This window comes from Mucilaginibacter sp. (assembly GCF_036383575.1).
Lineage (GTDB): Bacteria > Bacteroidota > Bacteroidia > Sphingobacteriales > Sphingobacteriaceae > Mucilaginibacter.
Map to the genome: position 1 here is coordinate 1 of NZ_DASVOB010000554.1, position 8422 is coordinate 8422.

Genomic DNA, 8422 nt, shown 5'->3' on the forward strand with positions numbered 1-8422 from the left:
GTAAAACCGAGTTTAATACCAAACCGAGGTATGATCCTAACAATATCCATAAAACGCGGGCTAAAGGTATTTCGGGCATGGCCTGGGGACAGGGCGAATTGATCGCTACCCCTGCGGCTGTGGCAAGACTGGTATCCGGCGTAGCCAATAGTGGTGTATTGATGCCTAACAGGTATGCGCTAAAAATAGCCGACTCGACAGTAGCCGTAAAAAGCGGTATCAAACTGGCAGATGATCCGCGTTACGCGGCTTTGTTAAAGCAATACATGATTGAGCAAAGTGCGCCTAAAACCCCGATATTAGGGATAAAGGTAGCCGGTAAAACAGGTACGCCCGAACGTATTGTCAGGAACCAGAGTGTTAACGATGGTTGGTATGTTTTCTTTGCACCAAAAGAAAAGGGCAGCGGTTATATAGTGACATGTATCCGGGTTGAGTCGACCCGTGGATCATCAGACGCGGTACACCTGGCCGGGAACCACGTGATCCCATTCCTGTTAAAGAAGGGCTATATTAAAAGCATGGAAACAGAAACCACTACGGAAGAATAGTGTTTAAGCAGAAAGGAAAGAGCAAATGGCATTTAGTTTATTTAAAAGAAGCGGCGAAAAACAACCCTGGGATGTAAAAAGCTTACGTGAAGCCATATTACGTTTCATAAAAGAATCGTTGCAAAAGATAGAGGGCGGCGAAGGTGGCCATATCAAAGAATTGAAACTTTTTATAGCCTCCGACTCAGAGGATAAACCTATCTACGAAGGAGCAGTTTATGTGCACGATAAACAGCTCTTTAAAAATGAGGTTCAAAAAATAGCCGACGATTTTGCCATCAATTTACCTTCGGACTGGACGCTCGATGTTGAATTTACGGAGCAGTTTCCAGCAGATGCCAGAAGGATGCACGACCTGGACGTAGCTTTTGTTATGAACACCCGTAAGCAGGTTGCCCATAACGCAGCCTCCTTTACAGCCTATTTGCGGATCCTGAGCGGTGAGGCCGAAAAAGAAGAATACCTGATCAAAGCGACCGATCCGAAGCTCAACATCGGCAGGGATAAAAAGGCTGTTACCGAAAATGGCTCGTTCAGGCTTAACCAGTTGGTTTTCCCGGGAGAGAGCAGGGATGACAGTAATAAATACATCAGCAGGCAGCACGCCCACATTGAATGGGATGCCGAAAGCGAACGCTTCATGATCTTTGCCGATGAAGGCGGCGTGCCCCCACGCAACAAAACCAAGATCCACATAGCTGCAGATGGCAAAATGATCAAACTTAATTCCACCCAGATAGGTCACCCTTTAAATGAAGGCGACCAAGTTATATTAGGTGAATCGGCAGTGTTTTTATATAGTACGATGGCAGAGCGTTAGTTTGTTAAAATAGGGTTAACAAGCAGAAAAAAGGCGTCATTGCGAGGTATTGCCTGTCCCGAATTTGCCTCGGGAAAGCAATCCCAAACTATACAGGGCGGCTCTGTAAGTAGGGGATTGCTTCGGCGTCCCTCCTCTCAATAACGATATTTCTTATACGATTTCAACCAGCTTCCCAATAAAGGCTGAACCTAATTCTGTTGATAACACAAATCCCCACTCTCGTAGCTTATTATTAAATTTGAGGATAATTTCCTGATCCGGGAATTGGAGATATAATAACAAGCGTATGGTGTTGGAGCCTTTTCATGAACTCGTCCTTAAATTTATTGAAAATACAAACCGGCCGATATTTTTAACCGGGAAGGCCGGCACAGGCAAAACCACTTTTCTCCGCTGGATCAGGGCGAACGTTACCAAAAATTTGGCGGTTGTGGCCCCTACCGCAGTTGCCGCCATTAATGCGGGTGGTGTAACCATTCATTCTTTTTTCCAGGTACCGTTCGGTCCGCAGGTACCGGTAACCGATCATAACAATCACAGCACGCTGCTCAGGCAGGTAAGCCTCGAAAAATCAAACATATTAAAATGCCTCGACCTGCTCATCATCGACGAGATCAGTATGGTACGGGCCGATACACTCGACTATATCGATACCGTATTGCGCCAGGTTAAAGGATCGGCACGGCCATTTGGCGGCGTTCAGTTGCTGATGATAGGCGACTTGTTTCAGCTGCCCCCGGTTTATGAAAAGGATTGGCCGGTACTCAGAAACTTTTACAAAGGCCCTTATTTTTTCGACAGCCTCGCGTTTAAACAATTTCCGGTGTTAACCTTTGAGCTTACCCAGGTTTACCGCCAGAAAGATCCGGTATTTGTGGAGATACTCAACAGCATCCGGAACGGGTATGCCAACGGCGAAATGCTTGACAAACTAAACGCGCATTATAACCCTAACCTGAATGCCAACTGGCTTAAAGATTACGTAACCTTATCTACCCATAACCAACTGGTTAACGAAATTAACCAGCAGCGCTTGCTGGAGCTTGATGGCGAAGCGCAAACTTTTAAAGCCACCGTAACCGGTGATTTCCCGAAAGAGGCCTACCCTGCCGAAGAAGAACTGGTATTGAAAGTTGGCGCACAGGTGATGTTCATTAAAAATGACAGTTCGGGTAAAAAGCAATATTATAATGGCCGCACAGGACGCATCGTTGCTATGGGGCCGGGCAACATCCGCTTAAGTTTTTTGGATGATGGTACCGAGTTTGAGGTGATCCCCGAAAGCTGGCAAAACGTAAAATATGCCCTGGCCGAAGATGAGCAAAAGGTTAACGAGCAGAACAACGGTTCATTCAGCCAATACCCGTTGAGACTGGCCTGGGCCATCACCATACATAAAAGCCAGGGGCTTACCTTTGAAAAAGCAGTTATTGACGTTGATGCCGCCTTTGCATTTGGGCAGGCTTATGTGGCGTTAAGCCGTTGCCGCTCGCTTGAAGGCATGCTCCTGAAATCGCCGGTGCGGCCCGAGAATATCCGTACCGATCCGGAGATCATCAGCTTTATGCAAAATGCTGCCATCTCCACGCCCGATGAACAGCTGCTGGAAACCACCATCCGGCAGATAGCATTGGAAGAAATGAAGGATGTCTTTGATTTTTCGATGCTTACCGGTGCATGGAAACAGCTTAAAACGATTATGCTGGCCAGTGAAATCAGAAACAGCCTCTTATCTGAAAACATCAACAAAACAGACCAAAACTGGGACACGGAAATCAAAAACATAGGCGACCGCTTTATCCGAAAGGAACTCGCAGCTTTACCTGGTGATCAGCTGATCTGGGATAACGTACCTTTTATAAGCAGGTTAAAAAACGCCGCCAACTATTTTCTGCCAAAACTAAACACTTTTTCAGAGGCTGTTAATAGTTTCTATACTGCTATCAATAGTACCAACCCTCCTGCCGAATTTTACGACAGCCTAAACCATTTATTGGTAAACCTGAAGGCGAAAACGGCAGCGTTTGTACGCCTGCCTATTGCTACATCGGGCAGGGATGTTTTGTCATCGGTACAGGAAGCCGGGATAAGTTACAAGCCGGTGTATAAAAACTGGAACCCGAAATCGCTGCCAAAAGAAAAGGAAATTGTTAACCCTGAGCTTTATAAACAACTACTTAACTGGCGTAAGGCAACCAGTCTTGAACGTAAGATCCCTGAACATACACTGGTATCAGAAAACATGCTGCGGGATATCACTTCAAAACTGCCAAGGTCATTAAACCAGCTTTCGCAGTTAAAAAGTTTCGGGGATGCCAAAGCAACAGATCTGGGCGAACCCATCCTGAAAATGATCAGGAGTTACTTAGGCGAAAACGACCTGTTTTCCTAACCGGTTTATTTAAAACCTTGGGATCTCGGGGCCGTTATACGGGTTTTCGAGGGCATTTTTGATCCTTATTAACTGGTACTGGTGCCTCCAGTTATCAGGATAGTTTTTCATGTTTTTCAATAGTTGCTTAACAAAATCGGCAACATGGAGCTGGGTTGAGGCGCGGTCCAATCTTAACTCCTCGGGTAAAGTAACATTGCTAAAGTATTCACTCAATTCTTCGTAGCTCATGGTGCAAAAGTAAAAAAAGCCCGGCATTTTAATACCAGGCTTTTAAGCGAAATATCTTCCGATAGCTTAAAACACGTAGAATAAACTGGCCTGAACGTTATTATTTTTAAAATCGTTGTTGATGCTGGAGATATTAAAGTTACCCACTTTTGAAAGCCCGTAAACATATCTTACACCGATACCAAGACCCAGTTTCGATTGGAACCCAATCCCCCCGGCTGCTGCCAGGTCAAGCTTTTTGGCAAAATCACCGGCGCTTAATCCTGAAACATCTTCTTTGGCTTTCATGCCTACCTGCGGACCGGCTTCAATATAAAAACCTGAGTTGGCACGGTATTTTAACAGAAAAGGTACCGAAATGTAGGATAACTTAAGGTTTTGGTCGCCAAGTGCACCGCCCTTAATTTTTGCACCTTGCGATGAGAATAAAAACTCTTCCTGTATCAGGAAATTATCGGTAACCTTAAACGCAACGGTAGCACCTGCGTGAAAACCAACCAGCGGATCGGTAGGGAAACTGGCGTTGGTAAAGTTGCTATAGTTGGCACCTGCCTTAAGCCCAAATTCAAGGCGCGACGCAACCTTTTGGACGAAGCTTTGGCTGAAACCTTTAGTTGATACCAGGATTAAACAAGTAAAGATGATGAGTAGCTTTTTCATAAATTTTAATTTCAATATTTGAGATAATTGTTGCGGCCCGAAAGCGCATTTGTTTTATTTAGCGCAAAGGTGGGCCTATGAAGCGGCCCGGGAAAGGAAAAGGTAACCGAAGCGGGCAAAGTGGCGCCGGAAGCGGAAAAACCGGGCAAATATTTTACAGCAGCAATATGAAAAGACAAGGCATTGCATTGCGCCTATCAATAAACACAACACATCCAGCTGATACTAATTAAGCATCAATCAATTAGCTTTTAGTTAGCTTTATGCATTTTGCTTTCGGCTTTCATTTCAGGCTTTTGCCAGCCAGGCAAGAAACTGGGAGGCCTTGCCTTTACTCACCACAATTTTTTCGCTGAATGCGATGTTGAGGTTGAGCGACAGCTTACGGGAGAAAAAGCTGGAAACGTCAATAATGGCTTTTCTGCTAACTAAAAATTGCCTGTTGGCCCTGAAAAAATGGTTACCGCCTGTCTTCTCCAGTTCGTCCAGGTTTTTGTTAGGATAAAAGGTCCTGCCTGAAAAGGTTAATAAATGAGATACCTCATTGGCAAGGTAGATCAGCGCTATATCATCCAGCTTTATCGGGATGATTTTATCCTGGTGATAAACCAGTACTGACGACGGCTTAGGTGTTTCCTTTTTAGCCAGCAATTCCATAAGAATTTCATACTGCGGCGGCTGATTTACCTGGAATACTTTTCTTAACTGACTATAGCGCTCAAGGGCCTGTTGCAGGGTTTGTGTTGTAAAAGGTTTTAAGATGTAATCTATTCCGTTTGCTTTAAATGCATCCAACGCGTATTCGTCATACGCTGTACAAAAAATCACAGGAACATCAATAGGCATTGCTGTAAAGATCTCGAAACTTAAACCATCACCCAGCTGAATATCACTGAAGATAAGATCGATATTGTTACTCCCTGAAAAATAGGTAACGGCTTCCTTTACAGAATGAAGCTGTACTATAGTTACCGGTTCACTGATCAGCTGCGTTATACTCAGTTCCAGGTCATCGGCTACTACCGGCTCATCCTCTATGATCGCTATATTCATTATTCAACAATTTGATACTTACAGAAAATGCTTCTTTATTTTCATTGATGATAATCTCATCGCCCGATAACAGGCTGTACCGCTCGGCAAGATTAGCCAACCCATGATGAGTTGAAGTTACATTAAGATTTTTCTTTTTAAGCGTATTGGATACTACGATCCTGCCTTCCGAACAAAAAATATTTACAACAAGCGGCGATTGCTGGGTTAGCTCATTATGCTTAAGGGCATTTTCCAAAAGCGGCTGTAATGAAAAAGATGGCAGGTAATGATCATTCAAAATATTGAGCGGTAAGTCGATATTACAATTTAATGCCGAACCAAACCTGATCTTTTGCATTTCCAGGTAGTCGAGCAACAGCGCCAGTTCATCGGCAAGGCTCGAGGTTTTTGCCGCATGATTATAAACGGAAGCCCTTAAAAAATTAGCCAGGTGAACAATATAATTATCGCCCGCGCCCGGGTCTTTCCGGTAAAGTGCTTTGAGTGTATTAAGTGCATTAAACAAAAAGTGAGGGTGGATCTGTTGTTTTAAAAGCAGGTTTGTGGCTTCGGCATGGGCGTTTTTTATTTGGGAAAGTTCCAGCTCGGCATGTGACTTATCAGCCTGCAGGATCATAAAATCCTGTAACAGGATGATCACCGTGTTAACAAGAATACTGGAAAAAACAAATATCAGCAGATAAACCGGGAAGGGGTATAAATTACTTTTGTGCTCAAAATAATCAAACACAGGTGCCAGCATCAGATAGATAGTGGCACTTGCGGTATAAGTAAAAAAATAACGGTATCGCCTGAGTACTTTTCCCTGGGCGTTGCTTTTACGTGTAAGTAAAATCAATATAGTTACATTTACAAATGCCACCAAACCTATACCCACCGCGGTCATAACCATATAAAACACCTTGTATAACGGTATTTCATCCATCAAAAAAATAAAATACAGCGAAATGATCGCGGTAAAAGCGAATACAAGAAGCCAGTTGAGCCGGATGAGGCTTTTAATTGGTAACGGCGAAGGCATATAGCTCAAAGATAGTTAATCGGCATAAGCCGTGTATCAATTTGCTTCCGAAGCGGGCAAAAAGAGACCTGAATGTACTTTTAAACGGTTTAATAGAATTTTTTTGTTACAAACAAACCAAATGCAAATGGCTTCATACTATCCTCATTTATGATGCGTATCTTTGTTTAACATTATTTAACTATCATTCGCTTGGAGTTTCGCGTTTGCTTTCTTTTATTTATAAGCGTAATGCTGGCATTGTTATCCCCAACTAAAATCCGCAGAATATTATTTATCTGCCTGTTTATCTTCATTTTACCTTCTGCCCTATCGGCGCAAAATCTTTTTTTGCAAAAGGTAGAGATGTGTAATATCACTAATTATTGCATGGACTGCGGCGACACCAAGGCCAGCTGCGACCAGCTTGCCATTGATTTTGTATCTGCAAGGATCAATAACCGCTACCTGCTGAAAGATGCTACAGGTGCGATAACATTCCAGGTAATAGTTGATGAACGCGGTTTTAGCTGCGTGCTCAGCCATAATGATGCTACCAAAAGCGCCCTCACCAACGAGTTGATCACCTATCTTAACGGCTGTATCTGGAAACCGGCCATACTAAATGGCAAACCGGTAGCAACATCAGTCAACGTTATTTTCCGCTTTATAAGTGGTGGTGTTTATGGCCAGGTTCAAAGACTGGACCTCAGCGAGATGAAGCCACCTGGCGACCCGATAATTTACAATAAGACTGTAACCTACGCCAATCCGTCGTTGAAAAACTACGATTTTACAACTTGGACAAAATACAACTCGCCTTTGGTTGATAACATCAGTAAATCGGCTGCAATGGATCAATCAGACCTTTTATGGTATGCTACCGAAAAGGGCATGACCCGCTTTGAAGGAACAACGTTTATACCGGTTAATGAATACAACTCGCCATTTCCGTCAGATGCCAACATCAAAGAGGTAACCATCGACAGGGATAACAACAAATGGGTTTATTACGATAATAAAATATTCATGTATGGCAGCGGCGGCTGGCAGCTGTTTGATTTTAAGCAATTTTTGGCAGGTGGGGTAAACCAGGTACTGAACAGCCGTAACGGCGAATTATTGTTCACTACCCAAAACGGCCTTGTTGTAAAAAGGAAAGACAAAGTAGTTGTAATCAACAAAAAATCGATGCCCGAAATGCCATCAAGCAATGTGCTTTTTGCCTATGTAGATAGTCAGAAACGACTTTGGATAGGTACCTCAAAAGGCACTATCATGATTGATAAAAGCGTTATTACCTCATTTAACAGCCTCAATAATACCCCGCTAAAAAATGCAACCATTTCGGGTGCGGTAGAGGATGAAAAAGGAAATGTTTACTTCTCTTTGGTTGATTGCAATAAGCAATCCGGCGAAAATGATAGTGATAAAGAAGGCGTAGCTGTATTAAAGTTCAATGGTAACTGGCTGCATTATAACGATAAAAATTCGGGCATACCTGCCAACCATGTTAACACCATGCTGTATGATAAGTTTGAGCATGTTTTATGGCTGGGCACAGATGAATCGGGCATAGTACGGTTCGACCTTAATGATGGTTGGGAAAATTATCACAATAATAATTCACCGCTGCCAGGCTTTACTATTTACCAGATGGTACAGGATTCAAAAGGCGTTATTTATGCAACTACTGCCAATGGTTTGCT

8 protein-coding genes are annotated in these 8422 nt (G+C 43.4%); 4 read left to right on the forward strand and 4 right to left on the reverse strand.

The features are described 5' to 3' along the window. The 3 genes from VF500_RS19690 to VF500_RS19700 form a co-directional block, all read left to right on the forward strand. Positions 1–551, forward strand: a 551-nt coding sequence (locus VF500_RS19690) for a penicillin-binding transpeptidase domain-containing protein (protein WP_330861312.1), incomplete at its 5' end; no start/stop codon positions are given. A 25-nt stretch (positions 552–576) separates the two neighbouring features. After that, entirely contained in the window at positions 577–1371 is a 795-nt protein-coding gene (locus VF500_RS19695; RefSeq protein WP_330861313.1) for an FHA domain-containing protein, read from the forward strand. Positions 1372–1660: 289 nt separating this feature from the next. Continuing rightward, a complete protein-coding gene (locus VF500_RS19700; RefSeq protein WP_330861314.1) occupies positions 1661–3766 on the forward strand; it encodes an AAA family ATPase in 2106 nt (701 codons plus the stop codon). Positions 3767–3775: 9 nt separating this feature from the next. Here the strand turns inward: VF500_RS19700 and VF500_RS19705 are convergent, their stop codons facing one another. The 4 genes from VF500_RS19705 to VF500_RS19720 all read right to left on the reverse strand — a co-directional run bounded on the left by VF500_RS19705 (position 3776) and on the right by VF500_RS19720 (position 6734). Beyond that, positions 3776–3997 carry a DUF6965 family protein gene (locus tag VF500_RS19705; RefSeq protein ID WP_330861315.1) on the reverse strand — a complete coding sequence of 74 codons (222 nt, stop codon included), beginning with the start codon at positions 3995–3997 and terminating at the stop codon, positions 3776–3778. Positions 3998–4063: 66 nt separating this feature from the next. Further along, a complete protein-coding gene (locus VF500_RS19710) occupies positions 4064–4657 on the reverse strand; it encodes a porin family protein (protein ID WP_330861316.1) in 594 nt (197 codons plus the stop codon). 288 nt (positions 4658–4945) lie between these two features. Beyond that, the gene (locus tag VF500_RS19715) at positions 4946–5710 is read right to left on the reverse strand and encodes a LytTR family DNA-binding domain-containing protein (RefSeq protein WP_330861317.1); all 765 of its coding nucleotides are present in this window, start codon (positions 5708–5710) and stop codon (positions 4946–4948) included. Continuing rightward, the gene (locus tag VF500_RS19720) at positions 5685–6734 is read right to left on the reverse strand and encodes a sensor histidine kinase (RefSeq protein ID WP_330861318.1); all 1050 of its coding nucleotides are present in this window, start codon (positions 6732–6734) and stop codon (positions 5685–5687) included. Before VF500_RS19720 ends, VF500_RS19715 begins: the two co-directional genes overlap by 26 nt. A 369-nt stretch (positions 6735–7103) precedes the next feature. Here VF500_RS19720 and VF500_RS19725 point away from each other — a divergent pair. After that, a partial coding sequence (locus VF500_RS19725) for a ligand-binding sensor domain-containing protein (RefSeq protein WP_330861319.1) occupies positions 7104–8422 on the forward strand: 1319 nt, incomplete at its 3' end.